The organism is Caulobacter sp. X, assembly GCF_002742635.1.
GTDB lineage: Bacteria > Pseudomonadota > Alphaproteobacteria > Caulobacterales > Caulobacteraceae > Caulobacter.
Genome location: NZ_PEGF01000002.1, coordinates 1,650,063 through 1,676,935, shown reverse-complemented (window position 1 = coordinate 1,676,935; position 26,873 = coordinate 1,650,063). Strand labels below are relative to the sequence as shown.

Here is a 26,873-nt window from a genome sequence, read left to right as displayed (position 1 = left end):
AGCGTTCGCGGGATCGAACCTCGCTGTTCGGCGTTCTTGGCGCATGTTGCTTACAGATGAGGGGGTTCTCGTCATGACCGCGGCTACGCCGGTCGTGCGGGCGGAGTCCGTGGATCTCTCGCCCCCGCCGCTCAATCTCGCCCGCCGTACGGCGCTGTTCCTGGATCTTGACGGCACCCTGGCGCCAATCATGCCGCGCCCTGACGACGTCGGGCCAGACGCCCGCCGCGCGCGGGTGATCGCGCGGCTGCGCGATCGGTTCGAGGACCGCGTGGCCGTGGTCAGCGGGCGCTCGCTGCCGGACCTCGACCACATCCTGGGCGGCGGCGTCGCGGCGATCGGCGCCATCCACGGCCTTGTGCGCCGCACCGCCGGCGGCGGCGTGGTCGAGCTGAAACCGCACGACGGCCTGGACGACGCCCGCCGCATCCTGGGCGAGCTGGCCGACTGCGAGCGCGGTCTGCTGTTCGAGGACAAGGGCCTCAGCGTCGCCCTGCACTATCGCAACGCGCCGACCTGCGCCGAGGCGGTGATCGAGGCCGCCGAGCGGCTCTCGCAATCCACGGGCCTTGTCCTGCAATTGGGCGACATGGTCGCCGAGCTGCGCACGCCCGGAGCGGACAAGGGCTCGGCCGTGGCCGCGTTCCTGAACGAGGCGCCGTTCGTCGGCGCGACCCCGATCTTCGTGGGCGACGATCTCACCGACGAGGACGGCTTCGCCGCCGCGCGCCGCCTGGGCGGCTTCGGCGTGCTGGCCGGTCCGCCGCGCCCCACCGAGGCGCGCCACCATTTGAGCGGTCCAGACGCCGTCCTCGACTGGCTGGAGCGCCTGACGGAAACGGCGGGGGTCCACGCATGAGCCGCCTGATCGTCGTCTCCAACCGCGTCAACCCGCCCAACCCCGCCGAGGGCGGCGAAAGCAGCGTCGGGGGCCTGGCCATGGCCCTGGCCGCCGCGCTGCGGGAATATTCCGGCATCTGGTTCGGCTGGAGCGGCAAGACCATTCCGGAGTTCACCGGCCAGCTGAACATGCAGCGTATCGAGGGCGTCACGGTCGCCACCGTCGATCTCGAGGAGACCGACTACCAGGAGTACTACAACGGCTACGCCAACAAGACGCTGTGGCCGCTGTTCCACTATCGCGTGGACCTGACGGCCTATGACCGCTCGTTCGGCGAAGGCTACGACCGGGTCAATCGGCGGTTCGCCGAGACCCTGGCGCCGCTGATCGAGCCCGACGATATCGTCTGGGTGCACGACTATCACCTGATCCCGGTGGCCCGCGAGCTGCGGCGGATGGGGATCACCAACCGCATCGGCTTCTTCCTGCACATCCCCTGGCCGGCCCACCAGCTGGTCGTCACCCTGCCCCGCCATCGCCAGCTGGTGGAGGCCCTGTTCGACTACGACCTGATCGGCTTCCAGACCGAGGAGTCGCTGCAGGCCTTCGAGGGCTACGTGTTCTCGGAGGTGCAGGGCTCGAAGAACGCGCGCGGCGAATTGGTCGCCTTCGGACGACGGACCCGCGCCGAGGCCTTCCCGATCGGCGTGGACGCCCAGGATTTCGCCGAGATCGTCAACAGCGAGAACGCCCGGAAGACCTACGACCGGATGATGGCCCACAGCGTCTTCCGCAAGATGATCGTGGGCGTCGACCGGCTGGACTATTCCAAGGGGTTGGAGGAGCGGCTGGTCGGCTACGAGCGGTTCCTGCACGACCATCCGGAGATGCGGCGCGAGGTGATGCTGCTGCAGATCGCCCCGATCTCGCGCGATCAGGTCGAGGCCTATCAGGACCTGCGCGGCCGGCTGGACGGCCTGATCGGCCGCATCAACGGCGCCTATGCCGAGATGGACTTCACGCCGATCCGCTATGTAAACCGCTCCTACCGGCGCGACGAGTTGGCGGGGGTCTATCGCGCGGCCAAGGCGGCCTTGGTCACGCCGCTGCGCGACGGCATGAACCTGGTGGCCAAGGAATATGTCGCGGCCCAGAACCCGGACGATCCCGGCGTGCTGATCCTGTCGCGCTTCGCCGGCGCGGCGCGGCAGATGAAGGACGCGTTGATCATCAATCCGAACAGCCCCGAGGAGATCTCCGACGCCCTGGAGCGCGCCCTGTCGATGAGCCTGGAAGAGCGCAAGAGGCGCTGGGAGTCCCTGTTCGACAACGTGCGGCGCGAGGACGTCACCGCCTGGCGCGACGACTTCGTGGCGGCGCTAAGAGAGCGGCCGGGTCCGGACGACGACGGCGACGAAGTTCCCGAGCCGCCGGTGCGCACGCTGGACGTCGCGGCCAAGGCTCTGAGAGCCCAGGGTCCGGAAGCGACGGCGGTGCGCGCCTAAGGCTCTAGCAGACTGGCGCCGCGGAACGCCCGCGGCGTCACGCCGACCACCGCCTTGAACGCCCTGTTGAACGGCCCGATCGAGCCGAAGCCGCAATCCAGGGCGATCAACAGGATCGGCCGGCCGCGCAGCGCCGGGTCAGCCAGCATCCGCCGGGCGCGCGCGATCCGGTGGGCGTTGATCATCTGGTTGAAGTTGGCGAATCCCAGGGTCGCGGTGATGCAGCGCGTGACCTTGTAGTCCGGCTCGCCCAGCCGGCGCGCCAGATCGGCGACCTTCAGATTGGGCGCGGCGTGGATCTCCTCCTCGCGAAGCAGCCATGTGATGCGGCGGGCCAAGTCGGCGTCCTCGGCGCCCTGACCTATCCGCGCCGTTCGTCGCGCGCCTGGCGCGGTCAGGGGGTGACGGGCGCGGAACCACGCCGCCGCACCGCAGAACAGCAAGGCCGCCGATGCGCAGATCGTCTTGACCAGCTCGGCCAGCTCGCGGTCCGCCGCGCCCGCGCCGGGCTGATTGACGGCCAGAACGGAGCTGCCCATCAGCGCGGCGTAGACGGCGACGAAGGCGATGCGGAACCGCTTCTCGGCGCCCGGCAGGTCGCGACGGTAGCCCGTGAAGGGTTCGACGAAGGTCAGCATCAGGACCGTCGAGCTACCAAGCGCGTGCGTGTTCTGGATCACCCGCAGGATCGGCGTCGCCAGGCCATCGCCCAGGACCACCGCAACGCCCGTCAGGAAGACGACAAGCACCACGATCCGGGACCAGCGGGCGTCATGCGGCGCCGGATCGAAAACCGCCCGCGTGAACAGCCAGGAAAACCCGCAACTGGCCGCGCCGCCGATGGCCAGCGGCGTCGTCCAGACGCCGGCGTGCGTTCCAAGCAGTTGGCCCAGGATGAAGCAGGCGAGCGAGACGGTGGTCAGGGCCCAGTGGGCGCGCAGCCGTCCGGGCGGCTTCGGCGCGACGTTGGCGGCGGTGTCCGCGGTCAAGGAGGTGAGCGTCAGGTCCATGCGCCATTCAGCCGGTTCGCGTCGCATCATCGCGCAGCTTAGCCCGTCGCTGTCCAGCGCGCGGACCCGGAATCTTTGGCCGATTTCCAAATCGGCGAGACGGCCGATCGCCCGCCGCCCCATCGACCTGCGACGACCGGCGCGTCGCCGGAGTCGAAGGAGGTCACATGTCGAGCACCGAAGTTTCAGCGCGCGCAAACAGCTTGGACGCCGCAAGCGTCCTGGGTTGGGCGGCCCGGCTCTGGTTCGTCGTCGCGGCGCTGGGCCAGGCCGCGTTCATCTATTTCATCGTCGCGTTCTACGGGACCCGGACGGCGTCCGGAAGCTTCGCCGCCTGGAACGACAAGCCGCTGATCACCGGCTACGTGAAAGGCGACGCCGCCGGCAACGCGATGTTCGCCGCCCACGTCCTGTTGGCCGCGGTGGTGACCCTGGCGGGCCTGGCCCAGCTTGTCCCAGCCCTTCGGCGCGCCGCTCCCGCCCTGCACCGATGGACGGGTCGTGTCTTTTTGGCCGTCGCCTGCTTCCTGGCGCTGGGCGGCGTCTGGATGACGATCGCGCGCGGGAGCTATCTCTCGGCGATCTCCGCCGTCGCCATCTTGCTGGACGCCGCCCTGATCCTGGCCTTCGCCGTCCTGGCCTGGCGCGCGGCCCTGGCGAGGCGTTTCGACCAGCATAGACGCTGGGCGATGCGGACGTTCATGGTGGTCAGCGGCGTCTGGTTCCTGCGCGTCGGCCTGATGGGCTGGATCGTCGTGAACGGGCGACCGATCGGCATGACCAAACGGATGGACGGCCCGGCGGACATCGTGCTGGCGTTCGGCAGCTACCTCATCCCGCTGGCGATCCTGGAGCTGTACTTCGCGGCCGAACGCGACGCGAGGCCCGCGATGAAGCTGGCCGTCGGCGCGTTGATCCTCGCCTCGACCGCCTATGTGGCGGCGGGCGTGTTTGGCGCGATCATGATGATGTGGGGGCCGTATCTGTAGGAGGACTAGCGCTCTTCCAGCCCTTCGATCAGCTTCTTCAGCTTGGCCACCTCGTCCGCCTTCAGCGGGCGATGCTGGGCGAAGTGGCTGATCAGCGGGGCCAACTGCCCCTCGAACAGGCGGTCCAGAAGGCCCTGGCTCTCGGCCTGGACATAGGCGCTGCGGTCGACCAGCGGCCGGTAGCCGTGGCGGCCCTCGGCGCGCTCGGACTTGATCGCCTTCTTCTTCAGCAGGCGGTTGATCAGCGTCTTGACGGTGGCTTCGCCCCAGTTCTGCGCGCCGCCGACCTCGGCGACCAACTCGTCGGCCGACAGGGGCGCGCGGCGCCAGAGCGCTTCCATGACATGGGCTTCGGCGGCGGTGATGTGCATGGCGCTTACGTCCGTAATTCTCAGCGACGCTATACGCGCTGTCGCTGGTGTCAAGCGGCCGGAACCCCGTACAATCCCGCCGCGACGGGTTCACCCCCTCATTGTCAATGACACCGGTTTCCACTAGAGACTCGGGCAAACCCGCCAAGCCGGGCTTGAGCCGAATTCTAGGGAGGATCCGCGGCGTGACCGTTTCTGAGGCCCATAGCGAGGCGTTCGCGCCCGAGGCCATTGCTCCCCAGTTCGTCAAGGCTCGCCAGGAAGGTGTTTGCGTCCCCGGCTATCCGGGCGGCGTGATTCCCGCGACCATGGCCGACGGCTACGCGGTTCAGGACATCGCCATCGATCTTTGGCCCGACGAGCTGGTCGGCTGGAAGGTGGGCCTTGTGCCGCCGCAGCACCGCGAGCGCCTGGGCGCCGAGCGCCTGGCCGGCTGCATCTTCAAGTCCAAGGTCCAGCAGGCCAACACCGACGGCCAGCCGAACAGGTTCCGCGCCATCGAAGGCGGCTTCTGCGCCGTCGAGGCCGAGTTCATCATTCGCCTGGGCAAGGACGCCCCGGCCGGCAAGACCCAGTGGACCGCCGAGGAAGCCGCCGAGTACGTGGGCGAGCTGCTGGTCGGCGTCGAGATCGCCGGCAGCCCGCTGAAGACCATCAACGCCCTGGGCCCGACGGTCGTGGCCTCGGACTTCGGCAACAACGATGGTCAGATCATTGGTCAGGCCATTTCCAACTGGCGCGACATCGCCTGGGAGGATATGCCCGTCGAGACCCTCATCAACGGCAAGTCGGTGGGCAAGGCCACCGCGGCGACCATTCCGGGCTCGCCGCTGGCGGCCCTGGCCTTCCTGCTGGGCGCGGTCGCCGCGCGCGGCAAGCCGTTGAAGAAGGACATGATCGTCACGACCGGCGCGACCACGGGCATTCACGACGTGGTGGCGGGAGACGTGGCCCACGTGGATTTCGGCCCGTTCGGAACCGTGGACTGCGTCGCCGTCCCGGCGAAATAAAAGAACACTAAGGGAAGGAAGGCCAAGGTTCATGGACGTTTCGAAGCCGCCCGAGCCATCCGAGAAGATCGGTCGCTATCGCTGGATCGTCGTCAGCCTGCTGTTCGCGGCGATGGTGATCAACTACGTCGATCGCCAGACGATCGGCCTTTTGAAGGCGGACCTCTCCAAGGAATTCGGCTGGGACGAGACCCACTACGCCGACCTCGTCTTCTACTTCCAGCTGGCCTACGCCATCGCCTACCTGGCGTGGGGCAAGATCATGGACAAGATCGGGGCCCGCTGGGGCTTCGGCATCGCCTTCCTGATCTGGCAGGTCGCCCACATCGCCCACGCCGGCGCCAGCCACATCACCGGCTTCATCGCCGCGCGCATGGGCCTAGGGATCGGCGAAGCCGGCGGCTTCCCGGGCGGCATCAAGGCCGTGGCCGAGTGGTTCCCCAAGAAGGAGCGCGCCTTCGCCACGGGCCTGTTCAACGCCGGCACCAATATCGGCGCCATCGTCACCCCGCTGGTCGTGCCGGGCATCGTGCTGGCCTTCGGCTGGCAGATGGCCTTCATCGTCACCGGCGTCGCGGGCCTGGTCTGGCTGCCGATCTGGTTGATCGTCTACCGCCGCCCGCGCGAGGCCAAGGGCCTGTCCGCCGGCGAGCTGGCCTATATCGAGCAGGACCCCGCCGACCCGGTCGAGAAGATCGCCTGGACCAAGCTGCTGACCAAGCGCGAGACCTGGGCCTACGCCCTGGGCAAGTTCCTGATCGACCCGATCTGGTGGATGTTCCTGTTCTGGCTGCCGGACTTCCTGGGCAAGCGCTATGGCCTGGATCTCAAGACCTTCGGCCCGCCGCTGATCGCCATCTACCTGCTGTCGGACGTCGGCAGCGTGGCCGGCGGCTGGATGTCCTCGACCCTGATGAAGAACGGCGCGACCATCAACAAGGCCCGGAAGCTGACCATGCTGGTCTGCGCCCTGCTGGCCGTGCCGGTGATCTTCGCCTCGTACGCCAGCTCGGTCTGGCTGGCCGTTCTGATCATCGGCGTCGCCACCGCGGCCCACCAGGGCTTCTCGGCCAACCTCTACACCCTGCCCTCGGACGTCTTCCCGCGCGGCGCGGTCGGTTCGGTCGTCGGCATCGGCGGCATGCTGGGCGCGTTCGGCGGCATGGTGTTCTCCAAGTACATCGGCAAGGTGCTGGACAGCATCGGCACCTACGCCCCGATCTTCCTGGTCGCCGGCAGCGCCTATCTGATCGCCCTGCTGGTGGTGCACCTGCTGACGCCCAAGATGGAGCCGGTGAAGATCTAACCACCGCGCTTCACGCGATCGCGATCCGGGCCGGGGAGCAATCCCCGGCCCTTTTCGTTTACAGCTTCGCCATGCCCCACTCTCGCATCCTGAACGTCGCCCTGGTCGGCTTCGGCTATGTCGGCAAGACCTTCCACGCCCCGCTGATCGCCGCCACGCCGGGGCTCAAGCTGGCGACCGTGGTCTCCAGCGATCCGGCCAAGGTCGCCGCCGACCATCCGGACGTCCGCGTCGTCGCCGATCTGGACGCCGCCCTCGCCGATCCCGCGATCGAGCTCGTGGTCATCGCCACGCCCAACGCCCTGCACGCCCCGCAAGCGATCGCGGCGCTGGAAGCCGGCAAGCATGTCGTCGTCGACAAACCCTTCGCCCTGACCGCCGCCGAGGCCCGCATGATGGCCGACGCGGCCCAGCGCGCGGGAACCCGGCTGACGGTGTTCCACAATCGCCGCTGGGACAGCGATTTCCTGACCCTTCAACGGCTGATCCGCGACGGCGTTCTGGGCGAGATCGTCCAGTACGAGAGCCACTTCGACCGCTTCCGCCCCGTGGTCCGCGACCGCTGGCGCGAGCGGGCCGGTCCGGGCGCCGGCGCCTGGATGGACCTGGGGCCGCACCTGCTGGACCAGGCCCTTCTGCTGTTCGGCGAACCGCTGGCGGTTTCGGCCGACATCGGCGTCCAGCGCCCTGGCGCGGAGGCCGACGACTACTTCCACGTGGTCCTGCGCTATCCGACCCTGCGCGTCATTCTGCACGGCAGCCTGCTGACCGCCGCCAGCGACCTCCGCCTGGCCGTCCACGGGACCGGCGGCAGCTTCGTCAAGCACGGCCTCGACCCGCAGGAGGCCCAGCTGAAGGCCGGCATGGTCCCCGGCGCGCCCAGCTATGGCCGCGACACCCGCCACGGCGTGCTGACCACCGTCGAGGACGATGCCCCCGTCCGCGCCGACGTCAGCCCCGAGCCCGCCGACTACCGCGCCTTCTACGCCGGGGTCCGCGAAGCCATCGTTGTGGGCGCGCGCCCTCCCGTGCCGCTGGACGAGGCGCTGCGGGTGATGGAGCTGCTGGAGCTGGCGCGGACGGCGAGCGACGCGCGGCGGGAGGTGGCGTTGTGAGCGAGCTTCCTAAAACCTCAACCGCCTAGCCCCCTGCCCCGAAACCATCCTAAGCTCCCGTCATGCGCTCATCCCTGCTCACCGCCTCCGCCGCCCTCGCCGTCGCGCTCGTCGCCTGCGGCCCCGCGCCCGCTCAGCCCGGCCAAGCCGGCGCGCCGGTCGAGACTCGGCCGCCCAATGCGCCCGAGCAGAAGCCGGCCTTCCCGAACCAGACCCGCGCGCCGGGCCTGAGCTCGGGCGTCATCGGCCAGTACCAGGTGCTGGCGAGCGGCCTGGATCACCCGTGGGGCATGACCTTCCTGCCGTCGGGCGAGCTGCTGGTCACCGAGCGCGCGGGCCGCCTGCGGGTGCTCTCCAAGGACGGCAAGCTATCGCCCGCCGTCGCCGGCCTGCCGGCGGTGTTCGCATCGGGCCAGGGCGGCCTGTTGGACGTGGCGCTGGACCCCGCCTACGCGACCAATAACCTCGTCTACTGGAGCTACGCCGAGGCCGAAGGCGGCGTGAACGGCACGGCCGTGGCGCGCGGCAAGCTGGTCCTTGGCGCCGCGCCGAAGCTTGAGAACGTCCAGGTCATCTGGCGCCAGGCGCCGAAGATGGACAGCGCCCTGCACTTTGGCGGCCGTCTTGTCTTCGCCCGCGACGGCAAGCTGTTCATCACCACCGGCGAGCGCTCGATCCTGCCGGGCCGCGTCCAGGCCCAGAACCTGGACGCCACCCTGGGCAAGGTCATCCGCATCAACGCCGACGGCTCGATCCCCGCCGACAACCCGTTCGTGAAGACGCCGGGGGCCAAGCCGGAGATCTGGTCGCTGGGCCACCGCAACATCCAGGCCGCCGCCCTCGATCCCATGGGCCGCCTCTGGACCGTCGAGCACGGCGCGCGCGGCGGCGACGAGCTGAACCATCCCGAGCCTGGCAAGAACTACGGCTGGGCCGTGATCACCTATGGCGAGGAATATTCCGGCAAGCCGATCGGCGACGGGATCACCCAGAAGGACGGCTTCGAACAGCCGGTCTACTACTGGGATCCTGTCATCGCCCCCTCGGGCATGACCTTCTACGAAGCGAACCTGTTCCCCGCCTTGAAGGGCAGCCTTCTGATCGGTTCGCTGCGGGAGCAGCACGTCGATCGCCTGGTCCTCAAGGACGGCAAGGTCGTCGGCGAAGAGCGCCTGTTCACCGACATCGGCGGCCGCGTCCGCGACGTGAAGGTTGGCCCCGACGGCGCGATCTACGTCGTGACCGATGACGACGACGGCAAGGTGATCCGCATCACGCCGAAGCCGTAGGCGCCGCGCCTCAGCCCATCGGCTTGTCCAGCGACGGCGGCGGCTGGCTGAACCAGCGCGGCCCCTGCTGGGTCAGGTAGATGCAGTCCTCCAGCCGGACGCCGAATTCGCCAGGGATGTAGATGCCTGGCTCGTCCGAAAAGCACATGCCCGGCGCCAGCTTCGTGGTCTCCGACATCACGAAGTTGACCGGCTCGTGTCCGTCCATGCCGATGCCGTGGCCAGTCCGGTGCGACAGGCCCGGCAGCTTGTAGCGCGGCCCCCAGCCCAGGCTCTCGTAATAGGCCCGAACCGCGCGATCGACCGACCCGGCCTCGACGCCGATCTGGGCGGCCTCGAAGGCGACCTGCTGGCCGCGCTGGACGTCGGTCCACACCTTGCGCTGGCGGGCGGTGGGTTCGCCGAACACGAAGGTGCGCGAGATGTCCGACTCATAGCCGCCGACATTGCAGCCGCAATCCATCAGCACGACCTGGCCTTCGCTCAGCACCTGCGGCTGGCGCGAGCCGTGCGGATAGGCGCTGGCCTCGCCGATCAGGATCAGGTTGAAGCTGACCCGTCCGCCCAGCGCCGTCGTCCGCTCGGCCATCAAGGCGGCGATGTCGCGCGGCCCCATGCCGGCCCGCACATTGGCGTGCGTGTGGCGCAGCGCCGCGACGGTGATGTCGGACGCGGCCTGCATCAGGGCGATCTCGGCCGGGGTCTTGATCATCCGGCAGCCGCGGAACACCGCCGCGCCCGGGACGATCTGGGCGTCCGGCAAGGCCCCGGCCAGGCCCTGGACGATAAAGTCCCGGATCGTCTCCTCGACGCCGATCTTGCCCTTGGCCAGCTTGCGGTCCGCCAGCAGGCCGGCGGCGATGGCGTAAGGGCTCTCGTCCTCCTCCCAGGTGCGCACCTCGGCGGGGACCGACAGGCTCTGGCGGATCGAGCCTTCCTCGAACTTCGGCATCACCATGCCGACCTGCCCCTCGCGGGGGAGGATCGCCAAGGTCGGCCGCTCGCTACGGCTCCATTGGGCGCCGGTGAAATAGTCCATCGACGAGCCGGCCTCGGTGATCACGGCCGAAAGACCCAGCTGCGCCATCAGCGCCTGGGCGCGCACGAGACGGGCCTGCCGTTCGGCGGGCCCGATCATGGCCAGACCGTCGGTCAGCTTCTTCAGAGGCGCCTGGCGCGCCCAAGCCTGACCGCCCGTGGCGACCGCGCTCGCGGCGACGCCGGCCAGAAAGCCCCGTCGACCAAGTCTATCCAACGCACCCATACGCTTTCCCCCAAACACCGCGAGCCGACGCCGATGCGGACTCAAGGCGGATGGTCTTGTCCGCCATCGGTCCGGATCCTGACAAGTCCAATGACGGGTCGCCTTGTTCGATAGGGGTGCCCGCGCCGCCGAAAGCCTCTCTCCGCCCAAGAACTCTGCTATCTATCAACCCATGAAGCGCGGACGCAGCATCCTGATCGTGGGCGGCGGGACAGCCGGGTGGCTGACGGCCGCCTATCTGGCCAAGGCCCTGCGGATCGCCGAGCAGACGCATCTGTCGATCACCGTGCTGGAGTCGCCCGAGATCGGCGCCATCGGCGTGGGCGAGGCTACGTTCCCCACCATCCGCGGCACCCTGCAATTCCTGGGGATCGACGAGGCGCGGTTCATCCGCCAGACCTCGGCGACCTTCAAGCAGGGCATCCGCTTCGTGGACTGGGGCGACGCCCCCGCCGAAGGCCGCCGTCACAGCTTCTTCCACCCGTTCGAGGCGCCGTTCTCGACCGATGGCGTCAGCCTCGCGCCCTACTGGCTGCTGCAGGACGAGGCCGCGCGCGCGCCGTTCGCCGAGGCTGTCACCATCCAGGCGCGCGTCGCCGACGCGGCCCGCGCGCCCAAGCGGCCGCACGAGAGCGACTTCTCGGGGCCGCTGAACTACGCCTACCACTTCGACGCCGCCAAGCTGGCCGAGGTGTTGGCCGAACGCGCGCGGGAACTGGGCGTTCGCCACTTGCAAGGCCATGTCGGCGAAGTCGCCCTCGACGACGCTGGGGCGATCGCCCGCATCGCCTCGCCCGAACACGGCGACCTCACGGCCGACCTCTACATCGACTGCAGCGGCTTCCGCGCCGAACTGATCGGCAAGGCGCTGAACGCCCCGTTCAAGTCGGCCCGGCCGGTGCTGTTCGCCGACCGCGCCGTGGCCTGCCGCGCGCCCTACGCGCGCCCCGACGCGCCGATCCAGAGCTACACCATCGCGACCGCCCACGAGGCCGGCTGGCTGTGGGACATTGGCCTGTCGGGCGCGCGCGGCGTCGGCTGCGTCTATTCGAGCAACCACATCGACGACGCCCGCGCCGAGGCGATCTTGCGCGACTATGTCGGGGCCGAGGTCGAAACCCGCCGCATCGCCTTCGAGGCCGGCTATCGCGAGAAGCAGTGGATCGGCAACTGCGTGGCCGTGGGCCTGTCGGCCGGCTTCCTGGAGCCGCTGGAGTCGACGGGCGTCGTGCTGATCGAAGCGGCCGTGGCGATGATCGCCGAGCTCTTCCCGCACACCGGGCCGGTCAGCGCCCCGGCCCGCCGCTTCAACGAGCTGATGGCGGCGCGCTACGAAAACATCATCGTGTTCCTGAAGCTGCACTACGCCCTGAGCCGCCGGCCCGAGCGGTTCTGGCGCGAGAACACCGATCCGGCCACGATCCCCGAACGGCTCCAGGAGCTCCTGGAGCAATGGCGTCACCGGCCGCCGGCGCGGTTCGACTTCATCCTCGATCTGGAGACCTTCGCCTTCTTCAACTACCAGTACATCTTGTACGGCATGGGCTTCGCCACCGACCTGGCCGACGGCGCGGACGAGTTTCCGGACACGGCCGGCGCGGCCAAGCTGTTCGCCAAGATCCGCGGCTTCGCCGATCGCGCCACCCAGGACCTGCCCAGCCACCGCGACCTGATCGCCCAGATCAACCGCTTCGGCTTCGAGGAACGGGCGCTGGCCTAAGCTGGGATCGTTTGCGGCTCCGCTCGCGTTCTAGGGCGCGACACACCCAAGCTTCGGAGCGCTATCCATGACCCATCGCCTTCTCCTCCCCCTGACGCTGGCCTTCGCCGTGGCGGGCCTGGCCGCCTGCGACAAGGAGGCCGGCCGCAAGCAGGAGACCGTCGGCAAGATCGAGTCCGGCGCGGGCAAGATCGTCGGCGACAAGGACCTCAAGTCCGAGGGCAAGAAGGACCAGGTCGCCGGCAATGTGAAGCAGGGCGAACTGAAGGACGCGGTGAAAGAGGCGAAGAAGTAGACGCGGGGCTACGCCCCAACGCCTTCCGGGACCGCGCCCAGTTTACCGCTGGCGCGGGCCTTCCTGCCGTAGACGACCTCGAACAGCGGGCTGGCCATCACCGTGGTGACGATCGCCATCAGCACCAGCATCGAGAACAGCGTCGGGCCGATGATGCCCTTCTGCAGGCCGATGTTGATGATGATCAGCTCCATCAGGCCGCGCGAGTTCATCAGGGCGCCGATGCCCATGGCGGTGTCGTGGCTCTCGCCGGTCAGGCGCGCGGCGGCGTAGCACGCGCCCCACTTGGCCAGCACCGAGGCGGCCAGGATCCCCAGGGCGATCAGCAGCAGTTCCAGTGAGTTGACCATGTCCATCCGGGTGTTCAGGCCCGAATAGGTGAAGAACATCGGCAGCAGCAGCACCACCGCGATCGGCTCGACCTTCTTCTTCAGCTCCTCGACGAACAGGCCGCGCGGCATGAAGACGCCCAGCAGGAAGCCGCCGAAGATGGCGTGGATGCCGACGGCGTCCATCAGGAAGGCCGAGAGACAGAAGGCCATCAGGGTCAGGGCCAGGACGGTGAAGCTCATCTCGCCGTCGCGCTCGACCATGCGGCCCAGCGGCGCCAGGATGCGCTTGCCGAACAGGACCATGAAGACGAGGTAGGCCAGGCCGCCGCCGATGGCGAGGATCGCCACCCCCGGCCCGCCGCCGAACGTCGCCAGCACCAGCGCCAGCACGCACCACGACACCGCGTCGTCGAAGGCGCCGGCGGTCAGCGACAGCGTGCCCAGGGAGGTCTTGGCCAGGCCTCGCTCGTTGATGATCCGCGCCAGCATCGGAAAGGCCGTCAGGGCGATGCAGGCGCCCATGAACAGGGTGGCGTTGGCCTGGCTGATGCTGGACGCGAACAGGCCCGGGACCTTCAGCAGGAAGGGCGTGATGATCGCGGAGATCACGAACGGCGCGGCGATGCCGGCGAACGAGACGCTCATCGCGCTCTTGGCCTTGGACCGGAAGTGGCCCGCCTGGAAGCTGGTGCCGACGATGAACATGTAGAGGCCAACGCCCAGCTGCGAGCCGACATAGAGGACGTTCCGCGTCTCCTTGGGGAACAGCGCGGCCTGGAAGTCGGGGAACAGGAGGCCCAGCAGCGACGGGCCCAGAATCACGCCGGCGATCATCTCGCCCACCACCTGCGGCTGGGCCAGCAGCTTCTTGCCCAGCCAGCCGACCACGCGGCAGGCCAGCAGGATCACGGCCAGCTGGAGGAAGAAATGGATGGAGAAATCGCCCGGCGCGTAGCTGTGGGCGGCGGCTTTCGTGGCCGGACCGTGCGGAGACAGGATTTCGGACGCGGTTTTCAGCGTGTCGGCAAGCAGGTCGGACAACGGATAGGCCCCCTAACGGATCGTCTTGGCTTTGCGCCTTGTCGCCATGCCGACCAGAGAAGCCGCTCCGGCGCAATCCCCGGACGGCGTTTTTGACACGCCCGTCAGCAGATTGTTTTTGCTGGCGAATTTTCTGTTGCTGGAAGAGCACTATGTAGTAACGTACCTACAGACAGCCCTGTCATTCCCTCCCTAGAGAGCGCGCGATGAAGGTCCTCACCAGCCGCGAGTTCAATCAAGACGTCAGCCAGGCCAAGCGCGCGGCGCGCCTTGAGCCGGTGTTCGTCACCGACCGCGGCAAGCCCACGCACGTGCTGATGAGCATCGAGACCTATCGCCGGCTCAGCGGCCAGACCGAGTCGATCGTCGACCTCTTGGCCATGCCCTCGCCCCTGCCCCCGCTCGATCTGCAAACCGCCCGCGCGCCCGAGACCTGGGAGCGCTGATGCACCTGCTGGACACCGAGGTCGTCTACGCCCTGCGCGAGGCCAAGGGCGGCCGGGCCGACGCGGCGCTGACGGCCTGGGCGTCAGGCGCGGCGCGGACAGCCCTGTTCGTCTCGGCCCTGACCCTTTTTGAGTTGGAGACCGCCGTCGCCCGCGTCGAGCGCAAGGACAAGGCGGGGGGCGCGGGGCTGCGCGACTGGCTCGACAACCGCGTCGCCCGCGCCTTCGAAGGCCGCATCCTGCCGATCGACGCCGCCGTGGTCCGCCGCCGCGCGAGCTTGGCGCTCGCCGACGGCCGCGACGCGCTGCTGGCCGCCACGGCCCTTGAGCACGGCCTGACCCTGGCGACCCGAGACCAGGCCGCCTTCGCCAAGGTCCCGCGCCTGAAGCTGTTCAACCCCTGGACCTACAAGCCCGAGGCCGTCGACGAGGACGAGGACTGGGGCCAGGCCGCCAAGGCCGGCGCCCAGTGGCTGCGCAACATCTTCGTGCGGGGCTGAGGCCCTACTGCACGCCCGAAGTGTCGCCCGCCGCCGCCACGATGGTCGTGAAGGGAGCGATGGGCGAGGAGACCAGAACCGGCGGCGCGGCCGGCGCGGCCGCGACGTGAACCGGGACGGCCTCGGCGGCGACCAGCGGCGGCTTCGGCGCGGCCTTGGCAGAGACATAGACCGTCCGCTCGCCCTGGCAGGTCCCGGCGTTCATCAGGCCCTTCAGATAGGCGCGGCGCACGAAGCCGGCCTTGATCGCCTCGCGCACCTGCTGGTCGTGGCGCTCGGCGCAGGTCAGGCGACGGACCCAGCCGCGCATCGGGATCACGTCGGTGATCGTGCTGGCCACGACGCTGAGCACGGGCCTGGAGACACTCTCGTCGTCGTTGTCGTCCTTGGGGTCGTCGTAGTCGTCGCCCAGCACCTCATCCAGCTGCGCGATCTCGGCCTTGAGCGGCGCGCAGCCCGTCTTGGGCGGGGCGTAGGGATCGACGATGGCCTTCTTCAGGAGGTCAGGAATCTCGGAGCGGACAACATTGATGTCGCGCAGCGGGGCCACCACCGCCGAGCCCAGGTTGTCGCTATTGGCTTCGGCCGATGTCTGAGGGGCCTTCTGCCGCTTTCCCGCCTGCGCCGCGTCGGCCGCCCCCATCCCCACACACAGCGCCAGGACGGCCACGCCGCAGCGCTTCAGCGCGCTGACGGAAGGCTTTTGAACTGGCGACGTCATCGTCGTGAACTCGCACGGTTGATCCATGCGGGTTCAACCCCGGAGCGGTTCAGCCTGTTCCGTCGCGCGCGTCTTCGTGATCTCTAGAGCCTCGGCAGCCCGTCCATGATCGCCGTCAGCGCCAGCACCGTCTGACCCTCCATGGCGCTGTGGCCGGCGTCGGTGATGACATAGGTCGCCGGCGGCGTTCCGGCCCGCTCAAGCGCCGCGACCAGCCGCGAGGCCTGGGTCAGCGGGCAGACCTGGTCGAAGCGGCCGTGGACGATGTGGACCGGAACGTCCTTCAACACGCCGACGCCGTCGGTGATCTCATCGGGCTTCAGGAACAGATCGTTGGCGAAGAAGTGGGCCTCGATCTGGGCGAAGCTGAGCGCGAACGCGGCCTCGCCGAACTTGCCCGGGTCGCTGGCGGCCGGGATCATGTTCGAGATCGTCCCCTCCCAGACCGACCAGGCCAGGGCCGCGCGCAGTTGCAGGTCGCGCTCGGCGTCGGTCGTCGGGACCATGTCGAAGATCGCCTTGTAGGCGCCCATCATGTCGCCGCGCTTCTCGGCTGGAATGACCTCGACGAAGGCCTTCCACTCGTCCGGATAGGCGATGTAGGCGCCCGGCTCGGTCAGGCCGTAGGGCTCTTCGGCGAAGGTCGCCGCGTTGCCCTGGTACATGTAGAGCAGGTCCTCCTTGGACCCTAGGAAGATGCCGCGCAGGATCAGCGAGGCGACCTTATCCGGATGGCGGATGGCGTAGACGAGCGCCAGCGTGCTGCCCCAACTGCCGCCGAAGACGTGCATCTTGCCGGTGATCCCCAGCGCGTCGCGCAGGGCGTTGATGTCGTCGACGAGATAATCGGTGGTGTTGTGCGCCAGAGCCTTCTCCGGCCCGTCGGCGGCCACGGTCGGGCGGCTCTTGCCGCAGCCGCGCTGGTCGAACAGGATCACGCGATAGCGGTCGGGATCGAAGAAGCGCGACATCACCGGCGCGCAGGCCCCGCCCGGCCCGCCGTGCAGGAACATCACCGGCTCGCCGTCGGCCCGGCCATATTCCTCCCAATAGAGCTCGTGGTCCGGCGCGGTGTCGACCCGCAGCCAGCCGGTGCGCAGGGGCTCGCCTTGCGGATAGGTCCACTCGTTGGTGACCTTGCTGGTCGTGCGAAGCCGCGAGAAGTCCATCGTCGAATCCTGTCGAAAGAGGCCGCCATAGTCTCTAGAGGAAATGCGGCCTCAATCCGAGCGAGCGACATGACCATAGAGATCGAAGACCGCCACGCGGCCGCCGCCTTCCGCCGCCTGGTCGAGCACCTGCAGATGCGCGCCGACGCCCAGAACATCGACCTGATGGGCCTGGCCGGCTTCTGCCGCAACTGCCTGGGCGACTGGGTCAGCGAGGCCTCAGAGGGCGCGATCAGCAAGGAATCCGCCCGCGCGGCTGTCCACGGCATGCCCGCCGCCGAGTGGAAGGCCAAGCACCAGACGCCCGCCACGCCCGAACAGTTGGCGCGGATGGAGGCGAGCCTGGCGCTGAACGAGAAGCTGCGCGCCGAACGCTCGTAAAGGGACGGGAATAGAACCCCTCTCCCACGGGGAGAGGGCGGGGCCCGCGCCGTCAGGCGTGGGAGGGTGAGGGTTTGGCGAAGCCGCCCTCCAGGCCGCGCAAGCGCCTGATTGAATTAAGCTTTATTCGGCGAGCGGGACATCCCTCACCCTCCCGCGCGATGCGCGGGTCCCTCCCTCTCCCCGGGGGAGAGGGTGATGTCTCCGACGAGCATTCCCGCCTTCTCATCCACCCCCTCCGAAACCGCCTTATCCTGTCTCCACCTCGAAGCACTGGGGAGGGCGCGCGGCCAGCGACCTTCGCGGCTTTGGGGGGCGGTCGAGCGGGGCCAGGTTCGAGGGGGATACTCGAACGGTCCGGGGATCTGGTTGCTGGCCAGACCCGCGCCGTTGGCGTGGTTGAAGGCAAAAGGGCGTGTCTGGCTGTAAGCCCGTCCTCTTCGACCGCTGGGGCTTCCGGAAACGGAGCGCCCCGGGTCCCGGTAAGGCCTGAACAGGGCCACCCGACGGGACGCTGGCGGATAACGATCGCGCGAGGCGTCGGGCTTCGTCGAAACGGTACTTACTACTCACACTCCGGACGGATGTCCGGCGCCTCGCATCCCTCCCCGCTCCTGGCGTTTCCGCGTCAGGCTGATTTCGCGCGCCCTCCCCCTTGATGGGGGAAGGGAGCCCTTGGGAGATCCGTCATGCCTCTGCCTCGAAAGCCAAACCTCAAGCGCGTAGCCAACGGCACCCGCGCCAGCCGCCGCAACACCCGTGACAAGAAGCGCCTGACCGCCATGCTCATGGCCCGGTTCATCGCGCTCCATGACCAGATCGAACGGCGCAAGCAATACACCTATCGCGGTGCTTACGGCGCGATCAGCTACTTCAAGCCCGGAGAGCCCATTCCGCCGGGCTACCAAAAGGTCGAGTACGACGAGAACGGCAACGAGACGCCGCCCTACGTCAAAGAAAAAGTCCCCGGCCTTGCGACCGAGGACTTCTCCTTGTTCTTCAAAGAGCGAGAGGTTTAGCGGATGACCCGCGCGCCCTTGCCCTTCATCACGGCCTCGACCTCGGCCGCGCGCACCATCGAGGTGTCGCCCGGGGTGGTCATGGCGAGCGCGCCGTGAGCCGCGCCGTATTCAACGGCGGCCTGCGGGCCCTTGCCTTCCATGAAGCCGTAGGCCAGGCCCGAGGCGAAGCCGTCGCCGCCGCCGACGCGGTCGTAGATCTCCAGGTTCTCGCGCATCATCGAGGCGTAGAACTGGCCGCCGGCGTACAGGATCGCCGACCAGTCGTTGACCGAGGCGGTCTTGGCGTTGCGCAGGGTGGTCGCGGCGACCTTGAAGTTCGGGAACTCCTTCACGGCCGTCTCGATCATCTTCTTGAAGTTGGCCGGGTCGATCGAGCTGATGTGCTCGTCCAGGCCTTCCACTTCGAAGCCGAGGCAGGCGGTGAAGTCTTCCTCGTTGCCGATCATCACATCGACGTACTTGGCGATGTGGCGGTTGATCTTCTGGGCGCCTTCCTTGCCGCCCTGCGACTTCCACAGCGAGGCGCGGTAGTTCAGGTCGTAGGAGACGATCGTGCCGTACTTGCGGGCCACTTCCACGGCCTCGATCACGGCTTCGGCGGTGTTGCTGGCCAGGGCCGCGAAGATGCCGCCGGTGTGGAACCAGCGCACGCCTTCCTCGCCGAACAGCTTTTCCCAGTTCACTTCACCGGGGCGGATCTGCGAGGCGGCCGAGTGACCACGGTCACTACAGCCCAAAGCGGGGCGCACGCCGAAGCCCTTTTCGGTGAAGTTCAGGCCGACGCGGGTGTTGCGACCCAGGCCGTCGAACTCGCGCCAGATGACGTGGGACATGTCCACGCCGCCCTGCATGATCAGGTCCTCGACCAGCCAGCCCAGGTCGTTGTTCGGCAGGGCCGTGACGACAGTCGAGCGCTTGCCCCAGCACTTACGGAACGCGCGGGCGACGTTGTACTCGCCGCCGCCTTCCCAGACGTTGAACTGGCGGGCGTTGCGGACCCGGCCAAAGCCCGGGTCGAAACGCAGCATCACTTCGCCGAAGCTGGCGCAATCCCACTTCGTCTCCGAAGCCGGGCGGATGTTCAGGATGTTGTCGGTCATTTGGTCTTAGGCCTTCCCACGAACCTTCTTGATCAGATCGACGGTCTCGCGGACCTTCTTGGAGATGCCCGCGTAGTCCTTGGCGTCCAGCAGCTCTTGCGTGATCAGCTTGGAGCCCATGCCGGCGGCGACGATGCCCGCGCCGAACCACTTCTTCACCGAGGCCTCGTCCGGATCGACGCCGCCCGTCGGCATGATGCGGGTCCAGGGCATCGGGCCCAGCACCGCCTTGACGAAATCGGGGCCGCCGACCGACGAGCCCGGGAACACCTTGACGATCTCGCAGCCCAGCTCTTCGGCGTACGAGATTTCCGAGGCCGAGCCGCAGCCCGGCGAGTACGGGATCTTGCGGCGGTTGCAGACCTTGGCGACGTCGGCGTTCAGGATCGGGCCGACGACGAACTTGGCGCCGTTGGCGATGTAGATGCCGGCGGTGGGCGCGTCGACGATCGAGCCCACGCCCATGATCACGCGCGGATCGGCCTTATCGAAATGGCGGGTGACTTCGTAGAAGACGTGGCTGGCGAAATCGCCGCGGTTGGTGAACTCGATGCAGGGCGCGCCGCCGTCGGCGCAGGCCTGGATCACGTTCTTACAGACCTCGACGTCGGGGTGGTAGAACACCGGGATCACGCCCTGGTCCATCAGGGCGGTCAGCACCGCCATACGGTCTTTCACCATCTCAAACTCCTTCCCGAAGGCTCGTTCTTGCGCGGCGCGCCGGAAAGACGTCCGCGTGAGCAAAATTTCGCCGATGCCGGCTCAGGCCGTTCCCTTAGACCGCGTTGCGGACACACGCCAGAACTGGCTTGCCGCTACGTCAAACTAAAGGGCGGAACGCGGGGCCGAGCCGCCGGGCTCGCGATCCGCGTGAAAGACACTGGTCCTCGTTTCCTTCCCCAAACCTTTTGCATCGCCTCCCCTCGCCCGCCCGCCGGCGCAAAAGTGAGGGCGCCGGCATGACCGACGCCCCGGAGTTTGCGCAGGAGCGAGCTCAAAGAGCCGCAAACGAGACGGACCGACCACGACGCCGAACCGAAACGTTGATGACACCGGTGTCACTCGAGAGAGGCGTGAAGTGGCCAGGCCACTTCGCCACCGGTGTCATGCGCAGATAAACAGAAAGCGCCGGAGAGCGCAAGCGGCGCGAAGCTCAGATTCTCAAACAAGCAAAGGATTGAAAACGAAAGACTTTGAACCAATGAAAGAACGACGGTCGGCCGCCGTTCTCCCCGCCCCTCGAAATCAACCGGTATTACGCAGGCCCGCCGCGATGCCGGCCACGGTCAGCTGGATCGCCAGACGCAGCTCCTCGTCCTGGTCCCCCGCCCGACGGCGCGACAGCAGCTCCAGTTGCAGATGGTTCAGCGGATCGACGACCCGGCCGGCCAGCGCCACGGATTCGGCGAGGTCGGGCTGGTTGTCGAGCAGACTGGAGCCGCCGCGGATGGCCAGGGCCAGCTCGGCCGCCCGCTCGTGCTCGCGCCGGATGGTCGCGAAGATGCGCTGGGCGTTCGCCTTGTCCGGCGACAGTTCGACGTAGCGCGAGGCGATCGGCATGTGGCTCTGGGCCAGGGCCAGCTCCATGTTCGACAGCAGCGAGGCGAAGAAGTCGAAGTTACCGGCCAGGTCGCGCAGCTGCTCGACCGACAGGCCCGCCCGATCGACGCCCGAGGCGAAGCCGTACCAGCCGGGCAGCATGAAGCGGGCCTGCGACCAGCTGAACACCCACGGGATAGCCCGCAGGTCCTCGATCTTGCGGCTGGCGGTGCGGCTGGCCGGGCGGCTGCCGATATTGAGGCCGACGATCTCGCTGATCGGCGTGACCGACCAGAAGAAGTCCTCGAAGGCCGGATCGTCGTACACCAGGGCGCGGAAGCCGTGGAACGAGGCGTCGGCCAGGGCGGTCATGGCCGCGTCGATCTTGGGATCGGGCGCGTGGACCGGACGCTCGCTGGCGATCAGCACGGCGGCGGCCAGGCCGTCGAGGTTGCGACGGGCCGTGGGCTGGTCGCCGAAGCGGCGGGCGATCATCTCGCCCTGCTCGGTCATGCGGATGCGGCCCTGGACGGTGCCGGCCGGCTGGGCCAGCACGGCCTCGGCGGCCGGCCCCCCGCCCCGCCCGACGCTGCCGCCGCGGCCGTGGAACAGCTGCAGGCCCACGCCCATCCGGTCGGCCTCGCGCGCCAGGGCCGAGGCCCCGACCGCGACGCCGCGCCGGCTGGCGACATAGCCGCCGTCCTTATTGCTGTCGGAGTAGCCGAGCATGATCTCCTGCACCGGACGGTCGCCCAGGATCGAGCGAGCCAGCGGCAGCTCCAGCCACTGGCGCAGGACGGCCGGACCGTTCTCGAGGTCGCCGATGGTCTCGAACAGCGGCGCGACCTTGACCGAGGCGCGCGGCGCGGCGCCGCCCCAGACCAGGCCGACCTGCTTGAGCAGAACCAGCGGCTCGAGGATGTCGGACAGGGTCGCCGACTTGGAGATGATGTACGCCCCGAGGCACCCGTGACCATAGTCCCGAACCGCCTGGGCGGCGGCGGTCATGGTGGCCAGCTCCTTGGTCGTCTCCTCGCTATAGGCGGTGAAGGGCGAAACCAGCGGCCGCTGGTGCGACAGCTCTTCGATCAGCAGCTTGCAGCGGGCGTCCTCGTCGAGCTTCAGGTACTCGACGCCCGAGCCGGCCCGCTCATAGAGCTCGTGGACGGTGCGCTCATGAACGTCGGCGTTCTGGCGCAAATCGAGGCTCATCAGGTGAAAGCCGCAAGCCTTGGCGACCTCGACCAGGGTGCGCAGGGCCGAGCCGACCAGGCGCTCTCCGCCGTTGCGCTCCAGGCTATCGATGATCACCGACAGGTCGGCGATGAAGGCGTCCGGATGGCCGTAGGGCTCGACGCTGGTCACGCCCGTGGCGAAGGCGACCGGCTGGCCGGTCAGCTTCTGGGACACGGCCGTCAGGCGGTCGAAGATCAGCTCCAGCGCCAGGCGATAGGGCTCGTCCAGGCGATGGACCGAGGGGTCGCGGGTCTGGGCGGCCAGGGCCAGCAGCTCTTCCGAAACCGGCGCATAGGCCGTGGAGACGGCGAGGTTCGACCACAGCTTGCGGACCTCGCCGGCGTACCAGTCGAGGATCACGCGCGACTGGCTGGCGAAGGCCAACTTCAGGGTCTCGCCATTGACGCCCGGGTGGCCGTCGCGATCGCCACCCAGCCACGAGCCCAGCTTCAAGAGCGGCGCCAGATGGCCGTGCGTGCCGATCTTGCCGGTCCAGTCGCCATAGAGGTCGATGATCGCCGGCAGGATCGAGGTGCGGACGATCGACAGGGCGTTGCGAATTTCGTCCTTCACGGTGATCCGCTCGGGACGATAGAGCCGGGTGCGCCACATCAGGGCGATCTCACGGAACAGGCTCTCGCGGATCTCGGCCTCGAGGTCCGGCGGCAGGTGGTGGCGGCGCAGGGCCATCAGGCGCGAGATCTCGGTCTCGCGGTCGACCATGCTGCGACGGCGCACCTCGGTCGGGTGCGCGGTCAGCACCGGCACGACGTTCATCGCGCCGAAGGTCTTGGCGAGCTCTTCGTCGGTCTTGCCCTGGCTCTTCAGCAGCTTGACGGCGTCCACAAGCGTGCGGGGACGCTCGTCGCCCGGCTGGGCGTCGGCCTCGGCGTGGCGGCGGCGGCCGGCGACGTCCTCGCCGATGTTGGCGAGCAGCGAATGGCTGGCGAAGGCGCGGGCCAGGAACACGGCCTCGTCGGTCGAAAGGTCGGAGAACAGGTGGTCCAGCACCGGGGCGTCGCCGTTGGCGACATCCTCGTGCGAAGCGACCCGGCGCGCCCGAGCCACCAGGGCGGCCGCCTCCTCGCCTTCCAGATAGGCGATCGCCTCGACCAGCAGATCGCTCAGAAGATTGGCGTTCTTGCGGACGTGTTGGCTGGTCGGACGATCGACGTCGATCGACAGGGCCGGGTTGCGCATGCGCGGACTCCGAGGACCCCGAGCGACAGGGTCCCATGCAGACAGAGGGTTCGAGGGCGCGTCGCGGCGGGGAGACCTGACGCTACGGCGCCCTCTAGCCTTGTTCACCAGCCGAGAAAACCCGCCCGGCACGATGGTTGCGCTACCATCGGCCGATTGCGTGTTTTTATTTCGTCAGCGGGCCAGCCAGCCGCCATCCACGGGCAGAGTAATCCCCTGGACGTAGTCCGAGGCCGACGAGGCCAGGAACACGGCGGCGCCGCCGATGTCCTCCGGACGGCCCCAGCGGCCGGCCGGAATGCGCGCCAGGATCGCGGCGTTGCGGTCCTGGTCGGCGCGCAGGGCCTCGGTGTTATTGGTGTCGAAATAGCCGGGCGCGATGGCGTTGACGTTGATCCCCTTGGTCGCCCACTCGTTGGCGAGGATCTTGGTCAGGCCGGCCAGGCCCGACTTGGCGGCGGTGTACGACGGCACGCGGATGCCGCCCTGGAACGAGAGCAAGGACGCGATATTGATCACCTTGCCGCCACCTTGCTTGAGCGCCTGCTTGGCGAAGGCCTGGGTCAGGAAGAAGACGACCTTCAGGTTGGTGTCCATCACCGCGTCCCAATCGGCCTCGCTGAACTCGATCGAGTCCGCGCGGCGGATGATGCCGGCGTTATTGACCAGGATATCGGCCTTGCCGAAGGCGGCCACGGTCTCGTCGACCACGCGCTGGACGGGCTCGGTCGAGCTGAAGTCGGCCTTGATCGACAGGAACTTGCGGCCCAGGGCCTCGACGGCGGCTTGCGTTTCGGTCGGCTCGCTGCGGCCCGCGGCGGCGATGTCCGCGCCGGCGGCGGCCAGGGCGATGGCGATCCCCTGCCCGATCCCGGTGTTGGCGCCGGTGACGAGCGCGACCTTGCCTTCGAGGCTGAACGGATTGGCCATGGTTCTGATTTCCTGATCCCAAAATCGTGTCATCCTGGAAGCCTTGCAGAGGCTATCCGGGACCCAGGGGCGACCGCTCTGCGCGTGGCCCTGGGTCCCGGGTCTTCGCTGCGCTTCGCCCGGGATGACACGGGAAAAGCGCCTGGCCTTTCGGCCCTACTTCAGCTGGCAGATGTCCAGCACGTTCATGTCGGTGTAGTCGAGGTTCTCGCCGCCCATCGCCCAGATGAAAGTGTAGTTGGCGGTGCCCGAGCCCATGTGGATCGACCACGGCGGGCTCATCACGGCTTCCTCGTTGGCGATCACGATGTGACGCATCTCGTCCGGCTCGCCCATGTAGTGGAAGACCCGGTCGTTCTCACCCAGGCCGAAGTAGAAATAGGCTTCCGAGCGGCGGTCGTGCAGGTGGGGCGGCATGGTGTTCCAGACGCTGCCCGGCTTCAGCACGGTCATGCCCAGCAGCAGCTGAGCCGATTTGCAGGTGGTCGGCACGATGTACTGGTAGATGGTGCGCTCGTTGGAGGTCTCCAGCGCGCCGCGCTCCAGCGGGATCGCGTCGGCGAAGGCCAGCTTCTTGGTCTCGAACGCGGCGTGGGCCGGCAGGCTGACCAGGTAGAAACGCGCGGCGCCGTCGACGCCTTCGAAGGTCACGTCCTTGGCGCCCATGGTGACGTACAGGCCGTCACGCGGAACGATCTCGTAGACGACGCCGTCGACCGTGACCTTGCCCGTCGTCTCGCCGACGTTGATCAGGCCCAGCTCGCGACGCTCCAGAAACGGGTGGCCGGCGGCCGAGGCGGGCTCGGTCTGGTCAGGCAGCTTGATCGGGCTAGTGGCCACGACGCCGCCGACGACGAAGCGTTCGGCGTGGTTGTAGGTCAGGACGATCTGGCCGTCCTGGAACAGGCCCTGCATCAGGTAGCGGTCGCGCAGGTCGTCATTGCTGACCGCGAACATCATGTCCGGATGGGTGGCGTGATAGGTCTTGGCGAACATCGAGAAGTCTCCGGAAAGGGTGTTCTATTCGGCGGCGGCGCGCAGCGCGGCGGGACGAGCCCAGTCCGGACGCTGGTCCAACTTGTAGGCCTTCTTAGGCAGGTTGTACGTCAGATCGACGATCAGCTCCTCGGCCTCGACGAGGTCCATGCGGTGCTCGGCGACCATGCGGGCCAGGAAGGCGCTGTCGACGCGGCGGGCCACGTCGTGGCGGGCCGGGATCGACAGGAAGGCGCGGGTGTCGTCATTGAAGCCGACGGTGTTGTAGAAGCCGGCGGTCTCGGTGACCTGCTCGCGGAAGCGCATCATGCCTTCCGGGCTGTCGTGGAACCACCAGGACGGACCCAGCTTCAGCACCGGATAGTGCCCGGCCAGCGGAGCCAGCTCGCGGCTGTAGGTCGTCTCGTCCAGCGTGAAGAGGATGATCGACAGGCGCGGATCGTTGCCCATGCGGGTCAACAGGGGCTTGAGCGCATCGACGTACTCGGTGCGCATCGGGATATCGGCGCCCTTGTCGCGGCCGTGCGAGTTCAGCAGGCCGACATTGTGGTTGCGGTGCGAGCCGGGATGGATCTGCATGACCAGCCCGTCGTCCAGGCTCATCTTGGCCATCTCGGTCAACATCTGGGCGCGGAAGAGCTCGGCCTTCTGGGGTGTCACATCGCCCTTCACCAGATCGGCGAACAGGGCCTCGGCCTCGGCGTCGCTGAGATCGGCCGTCGCCGCGGTCGGGTGACCGTGGTCGGACGAGGTAGCGCCGGCTTCGATGAAGGCCTGGCGGCGCAGGCGGTGCGCCTCAAGGTAGGACTTCCAGCTATAGACGTCCTGGCCGGACACCTCGGCGAAGCGCTCGAACGCGCGCGGGCTGCGCTCGTCCTCGAAGTCGATGACAGCGTCGGGGCGGTAGGCGGTGATGACATGGCCGCCCCACCCGCTCTCGCGGATCGCCTTGTGGTGCGCGAGGCTCTCGTGCGGACCTTCGGTGGTCGCCAAGGTCTCGATGTTGAAGCGGTCGAACAGGGCGCGGGGGCGATAGGCCTCGGTCGCCAGGGCCTCGGTGATGCGGTCGTAGTAAGCGTCCGAGTTCGAGGCTTCGAGGAACTCGGTGAAGCCGAACACCTGGCTGAACACATGGTTCAGCCACACCCACGAAGGCGTGCCGCGGAACAGATGGAAGTGGCTGGCGAAGACGCGCCAGGCTTCGCGCGGATCGGTGTCGGGAACGCCCGCCTTGGAGCGAACCTTCAGCGCGTCCAGCTTGACGCCCTGGCTGTAGAGCATCCGGAACAGATAGTGGTCCGGCGCCAGCAGCAGGTCGGTGGCGTCCTGGAACGGCGCGTTGGTCGCGAACCAGCTGGGATCGGTGTGGCCATGCGGACTGATGATCGGCAGGTCCTTGACCAGGCCGTACAGTCCCCGCGCGTAGGACCGCGTGGTCGCATCGGCCGGAAACAGCCGGTCATCATGGAAATTCAGAGGCCTGGGCATGGCTTAACGTCTGCTCCCTGTCTGACCGGCGACTTCGCGAGGGGCCGCTTCGGGCCG

At 68.1% G+C, this 26,873-nt stretch carries 25 protein-coding genes and 1 pseudogene; 13 read left to right on the top strand and 13 right to left on the bottom strand.

Annotated features, from left to right (window positions below):
• Positions 1 to 73 precede the first annotated feature (73 nt).
• Together otsB and otsA are read left to right on the top strand one after the other, a co-directional pair.
• Positions 74 to 859 (top strand): trehalose-phosphatase, encoded by a 786-nt coding sequence (gene otsB, locus CSW60_RS20370; protein WP_099538958.1) that lies wholly within the window; start codon positions 74 to 76, stop codon positions 857 to 859.
• A complete protein-coding gene (gene otsA, locus CSW60_RS20365; protein ID WP_099538957.1) occupies positions 856 to 2,346 on the top strand; it encodes an alpha,alpha-trehalose-phosphate synthase (UDP-forming) in 1,491 nt (496 codons plus the stop codon). Before otsB ends, otsA begins: the two co-directional genes overlap by 4 nt.
• On the opposite strand, the gene CSW60_RS20360 is transcribed toward otsA, so the two are convergent.
• Positions 2,343 to 3,356, bottom strand: a complete 1,014-nt coding sequence (locus CSW60_RS20360) for a helix-turn-helix domain-containing protein (RefSeq protein ID WP_161495665.1) — start codon at positions 3,354 to 3,356, stop codon at positions 2,343 to 2,345. The genes otsA and CSW60_RS20360 overlap by 4 nt on opposite strands.
• A 167-nt stretch (positions 3,357 to 3,523) precedes the next feature.
• Between CSW60_RS20360 and CSW60_RS20355 the strand changes: the two genes are divergently transcribed.
• Positions 3,524 to 4,345 (top strand): DUF2306 domain-containing protein, encoded by an 822-nt coding sequence (locus CSW60_RS20355; protein ID WP_099538955.1) that lies wholly within the window; start codon positions 3,524 to 3,526, stop codon positions 4,343 to 4,345.
• A gap of 5 nt (positions 4,346 to 4,350) precedes the next feature.
• Here the strand turns inward: CSW60_RS20355 and CSW60_RS20350 are convergent, their stop codons facing one another.
• A complete protein-coding gene (locus CSW60_RS20350; RefSeq protein WP_099538954.1) occupies positions 4,351 to 4,716 on the bottom strand; it encodes a BlaI/MecI/CopY family transcriptional regulator in 366 nt (121 codons plus the stop codon).
• 185 nt (positions 4,717 to 4,901) lie between these two features.
• Here CSW60_RS20350 and CSW60_RS20345 point away from each other — a divergent pair, with 185 nt between their 5' ends.
• The 4 genes from CSW60_RS20345 to CSW60_RS20330 all read left to right on the top strand — a co-directional run bounded on the left by CSW60_RS20345 (position 4,902) and on the right by CSW60_RS20330 (position 9,436).
• Positions 4,902 to 5,726 (top strand): 2-keto-4-pentenoate hydratase, encoded by an 825-nt coding sequence (locus tag CSW60_RS20345; RefSeq protein WP_099538953.1) that lies wholly within the window; start codon positions 4,902 to 4,904, stop codon positions 5,724 to 5,726.
• A 31-nt stretch (positions 5,727 to 5,757) separates the two neighbouring features.
• Positions 5,758 to 7,032: an MFS transporter gene (locus tag CSW60_RS20340; RefSeq protein ID WP_099538952.1), complete on the top strand. Its 1,275-nt coding sequence runs from the start codon at positions 5,758 to 5,760 to the stop codon at positions 7,030 to 7,032.
• A 71-nt stretch (positions 7,033 to 7,103) separates the two neighbouring features.
• The gene (locus tag CSW60_RS20335) at positions 7,104 to 8,147 is read left to right on the top strand and encodes an oxidoreductase (protein ID WP_099538951.1); all 1,044 of its coding nucleotides are present in this window, start codon (positions 7,104 to 7,106) and stop codon (positions 8,145 to 8,147) included.
• A 62-nt stretch (positions 8,148 to 8,209) separates the two neighbouring features.
• The gene (locus CSW60_RS20330; RefSeq protein WP_099538950.1) at positions 8,210 to 9,436 is read left to right on the top strand and encodes a PQQ-dependent sugar dehydrogenase; all 1,227 of its coding nucleotides are present in this window, start codon (positions 8,210 to 8,212) and stop codon (positions 9,434 to 9,436) included.
• Between the two features lie 10 nt (positions 9,437 to 9,446).
• Here the strand turns inward: CSW60_RS20330 and CSW60_RS20325 are convergent, their stop codons facing one another.
• Positions 9,447 to 10,700 (bottom strand): Xaa-Pro peptidase family protein, encoded by a 1,254-nt coding sequence (locus CSW60_RS20325; RefSeq protein WP_099538949.1) that lies wholly within the window; start codon positions 10,698 to 10,700, stop codon positions 9,447 to 9,449.
• A 172-nt stretch (positions 10,701 to 10,872) separates the two neighbouring features.
• Here CSW60_RS20325 and CSW60_RS20320 point away from each other — a divergent pair, with 172 nt between their 5' ends.
• Together CSW60_RS20320 and CSW60_RS20315 are read left to right on the top strand one after the other, a co-directional pair.
• A complete protein-coding gene (locus CSW60_RS20320) occupies positions 10,873 to 12,420 on the top strand; it encodes a tryptophan halogenase family protein (protein ID WP_099538948.1) in 1,548 nt (515 codons plus the stop codon).
• Between the two features lie 67 nt (positions 12,421 to 12,487).
• The gene (locus tag CSW60_RS20315; RefSeq protein WP_236634320.1) at positions 12,488 to 12,715 is read left to right on the top strand and encodes a CsbD family protein; all 228 of its coding nucleotides are present in this window, start codon (positions 12,488 to 12,490) and stop codon (positions 12,713 to 12,715) included.
• Between the two features lie 8 nt (positions 12,716 to 12,723).
• Here CSW60_RS20315 and CSW60_RS20310 read toward each other — a convergent pair whose 3' ends face one another.
• Positions 12,724 to 14,088 carry a cation:proton antiporter gene (locus CSW60_RS20310; RefSeq protein ID WP_099538947.1) on the bottom strand — a complete coding sequence of 455 codons (1,365 nt, stop codon included), beginning with the start codon at positions 14,086 to 14,088 and terminating at the stop codon, positions 12,724 to 12,726.
• 206 nt (positions 14,089 to 14,294) lie between these two features.
• Here CSW60_RS20310 and CSW60_RS20305 point away from each other — a divergent pair, with 206 nt between their 5' ends.
• Positions 14,295 to 14,534 (top strand): type II toxin-antitoxin system Phd/YefM family antitoxin, encoded by a 240-nt coding sequence (locus tag CSW60_RS20305; protein WP_099538946.1) that lies wholly within the window; start codon positions 14,295 to 14,297, stop codon positions 14,532 to 14,534.
• Positions 14,534 to 15,034 carry a PIN domain-containing protein gene (locus tag CSW60_RS20300; protein ID WP_099538945.1) on the top strand — a complete coding sequence of 167 codons (501 nt, stop codon included), beginning with the start codon at positions 14,534 to 14,536 and terminating at the stop codon, positions 15,032 to 15,034. Before CSW60_RS20305 ends, CSW60_RS20300 begins: the two co-directional genes overlap by 1 nt.
• Before the next feature lie 4 nt (positions 15,035 to 15,038).
• On the opposite strand, the gene CSW60_RS20295 is transcribed toward CSW60_RS20300, so the two are convergent.
• Together CSW60_RS20295 and pip are read right to left on the bottom strand one after the other, a co-directional pair.
• Complete coding sequence (locus CSW60_RS20295) at positions 15,039 to 15,755, bottom strand: hypothetical protein (RefSeq protein WP_099539197.1); 717 nt, start codon at positions 15,753 to 15,755, stop codon at positions 15,039 to 15,041.
• Positions 15,756 to 15,838: 83 nt separating this feature from the next.
• Entirely contained in the window at positions 15,839 to 16,924 is a 1,086-nt protein-coding gene (gene pip, locus CSW60_RS20290; RefSeq protein ID WP_099538944.1) for a prolyl aminopeptidase, read from the bottom strand.
• A gap of 69 nt (positions 16,925 to 16,993) precedes the next feature.
• Here pip and CSW60_RS20285 point away from each other — a divergent pair, with 69 nt between their 5' ends.
• Positions 16,994 to 17,305 carry a DUF1244 domain-containing protein gene (locus CSW60_RS20285; RefSeq protein ID WP_099538943.1) on the top strand — a complete coding sequence of 104 codons (312 nt, stop codon included), beginning with the start codon at positions 16,994 to 16,996 and terminating at the stop codon, positions 17,303 to 17,305.
• Between the two features lie 689 nt (positions 17,306 to 17,994).
• Positions 17,995 to 18,324 carry a hypothetical protein gene (locus CSW60_RS20275; RefSeq protein WP_099538941.1) on the top strand — a complete coding sequence of 110 codons (330 nt, stop codon included), beginning with the start codon at positions 17,995 to 17,997 and terminating at the stop codon, positions 18,322 to 18,324.
• Here CSW60_RS20275 and CSW60_RS20270 read toward each other — a convergent pair.
• The 7 genes and pseudogenes from CSW60_RS20270 to uxaC form a co-directional block, all read right to left on the bottom strand.
• Positions 18,321 to 19,427, bottom strand: a complete 1,107-nt coding sequence (locus tag CSW60_RS20270; protein WP_099538940.1) for a sugar kinase — start codon at positions 19,425 to 19,427, stop codon at positions 18,321 to 18,323. The two genes, CSW60_RS20275 and CSW60_RS20270, sit on opposite strands and share 4 nt — an antisense overlap.
• Before the next feature lie 6 nt (positions 19,428 to 19,433).
• Positions 19,434 to 20,108, bottom strand: coding sequence for a bifunctional 4-hydroxy-2-oxoglutarate aldolase/2-dehydro-3-deoxy-phosphogluconate aldolase (locus CSW60_RS20265; RefSeq protein WP_004616830.1), 675 nt, complete (start codon positions 20,106 to 20,108; stop codon positions 19,434 to 19,436).
• A 564-nt stretch (positions 20,109 to 20,672) separates the two neighbouring features.
• Positions 20,673 to 23,402: a phosphoenolpyruvate carboxylase gene (ppc, locus tag CSW60_RS20255; protein WP_099538939.1), complete on the bottom strand. Its 2,730-nt coding sequence runs from the start codon at positions 23,400 to 23,402 to the stop codon at positions 20,673 to 20,675.
• Between the two features lie 174 nt (positions 23,403 to 23,576).
• The gene (gene kduD, locus CSW60_RS20250; protein ID WP_099538938.1) at positions 23,577 to 24,332 is read right to left on the bottom strand and encodes a 2-dehydro-3-deoxy-D-gluconate 5-dehydrogenase KduD; all 756 of its coding nucleotides are present in this window, start codon (positions 24,330 to 24,332) and stop codon (positions 23,577 to 23,579) included.
• Between the two features lie 55 nt (positions 24,333 to 24,387).
• A pseudogene (locus CSW60_RS24170) lies at positions 24,388 to 24,462 on the bottom strand (hypothetical protein); the annotation flags it as partial.
• 26 nt (positions 24,463 to 24,488) lie between these two features.
• On the bottom strand, positions 24,489 to 25,328 hold the full coding sequence (kduI, locus tag CSW60_RS20245) for a 5-dehydro-4-deoxy-D-glucuronate isomerase (protein ID WP_062099878.1): 840 nt from the start codon (positions 25,326 to 25,328) through the stop codon (positions 24,489 to 24,491).
• 24 nt (positions 25,329 to 25,352) lie between these two features.
• Complete coding sequence (uxaC, locus tag CSW60_RS20240; protein ID WP_099538937.1) at positions 25,353 to 26,816, bottom strand: glucuronate isomerase; 1,464 nt, start codon at positions 26,814 to 26,816, stop codon at positions 25,353 to 25,355.
• Positions 26,817 to 26,873 lie beyond the last annotated feature (57 nt).